This window comes from Isoptericola sp. NPDC056573, from assembly GCF_042793335.1.
Lineage (GTDB): Bacteria > Actinomycetota > Actinomycetes > Actinomycetales > Cellulomonadaceae > Isoptericola.
The window spans coordinates 1-1,952 of record NZ_JBHTUY010000033.1 but is presented as its reverse complement, the minus strand read 5'-3'; the positions used below and the strand labels follow the sequence as shown (position 1 = coordinate 1,952).

Genomic DNA, 1,952 nt, shown 5'->3' with positions numbered 1-1,952 from the left:
CACAAAACGTGATTTTTGAAGCAAAACGGTTCCTCTTTATGGAGCCGTTTTTTTTATTTCCCGAAGGGTTATTTGTCAGAATGACAAACCGATTTCGAGCCGGCGAGAACCCATTGTCACACCACGATTTAGGGGGTGTGTATAAATGGGCACTCTCTGTGAAATTTGAAGCTTTGAAATTCCGAATGGCGCACTTATACACTCTGTCGAGTGAGTGCTAAAATGCTGAAGCATTTCCGTCAAGCGTGTGGAGGAATCTTGTAGAGAGATATAGCATAGATACCCGTATCTCTAGAGATATTTTGGTATATCCCTGCTATATCTATGGGGTATCTATGCTATATCTTTGGCTTCAAAAACGGCACCTGTTCTAAGAGCATAGAAACTCAACAGGCACAGCCTGTTTGACACCCTTTTTTTTAGGGTGGCACCGAGTTTCCTTATGCTCTTTTTCTCTGAAGCTAAACCTGTTTTATATGTCGTAGTCTTTTTATTGGGAGTGACCCCTTGCTGTACAATTTCCGGAGGTGCCGATAAGGGACGAATTTTCCCTTGTCGGTTGCCTTTGGGGATTGTAAGGGGTGGAGGCTCGGAATCAAAAGGAAACGAAATATCATTCCGAGTGTGCTTCTTTTTTCTGTTCTTGAATTCTATTATTTCCAATGTTAGAATTATGTTAACAACTTGTTAGGAGTGTGTTTGGATGGAAGAGAAAAAACAAATTGGACCTCGAATTACTGTTGAAACATTTAAAAAGCTAGAGTTATTAGCCGAACATTTTACAAAACACAATGAATTTGGAAGAGTTTCAAAAGATGCTGTAATTGAGTTTGCTATTAAGGAATTGTATAGGGACTATTTGGGAAAAGGACGCTAATTTTTGTTGAAAAACTGACTTCGGATTTGGGGTTCTTTATTATTAACTTGATTTTAATTAAACATTACAGGAAAAATTGAGGGGAAATGGATGGATAAACGCAATGGTGACGCGGTTTTCATAGCTCCAAATGATGTTGTAAAAGTGACCACTATGAATCACGTCATTGAAGTTCAGCATATGGAGAAGATGAACCGGAAAAATAATATCAAAAAATTGGACAAGGATAGGTTTGTAGACCTCTCTACTGGGGAGATCCGGGAGTTCGAGCATTCGGAAAATCGGCAGGAAAATTATAATTCTTTGAGACAAACCTTTAAGAAGCTGCGTTATTTGATAAATAACAATTTTATAGGACGGCCAAATGAATTACATATAACTTTGACATACAAGAAAAATATGACGGACACGAAAAAACTTTATAGTGATTTTCAAAATTTTATCGACAGGTTGCGTTATAAATACAAGAAAGAAAGTTCGATAGATTATTTATCGGTGGTAGAGCCACAAGGACGTGGAGCCTGGCATTGTCATGTTTTAATGCGCTTTAATGATTTGGATAAGATTTATATTAAAAATGCTGAATTAAGGAGTCTATGGGGTTTAGGATTTGTAACAATCAAGTCATTAAAGGATATAGACAACATAGGAGCCTATTTGAGCGCTTATTTGACTGATATAGACCTAGAAGATGTCCAAGACAGGGAAACAGCCTTAAAAGTGGCTTCAGAGGGCTGTGAGGTGCAAACAAAGATCGTAGAAGGTCGGGAAAAGAAATTTTTAAAAGGCGGACGGCTGCACATGTATCCTTCCGGAATGAATATGTATCGAAAATCAAAAGGGATTGTTAAGCCGGAACGGGAAGAAATGAAGTTCGGAGACATAAAAAAAGTAGTGGGTTCGGCAAAACCACACTACGAGAAAAGTTATCATGTCGAAAATGACAATTTTGAAAACACAATTTCGTTTCTCCAGTATAACACAAAACGTGATTTTTGAAGCAAAACGGTTCCTCTTTATGGAGCCGTTTTTTTTATTTCCCGAAGGGTTATTTGTCAGAATGACAAACCGATTT

General features: G+C 37.9%; 1 protein-coding gene. It reads left to right on the top strand.

Annotation, left to right across the window (positions count from 1 at the left end; translation table 11 throughout):
- The first annotated feature begins 967 nt into the window (after nt 1–967).
- A complete protein-coding gene (locus ACFQ8E_RS21985; RefSeq protein WP_375839305.1) occupies nt 968–1,876 on the top strand; it encodes a rolling circle replication-associated protein in 909 nt (302 codons plus the stop codon).
- The last annotated feature ends 76 nt before the right edge of the window (nt 1,877–1,952 follow it).

What these genes read in the sequence shown, in the direction of transcription:
- ACFQ8E_RS21985 (WP_375839305.1), top strand. Translation starts at nt 968, where the DNA reads ATGGATAAACGCAATGGTGACGCGGTTTTCATAGCTCCAAATGATGTT.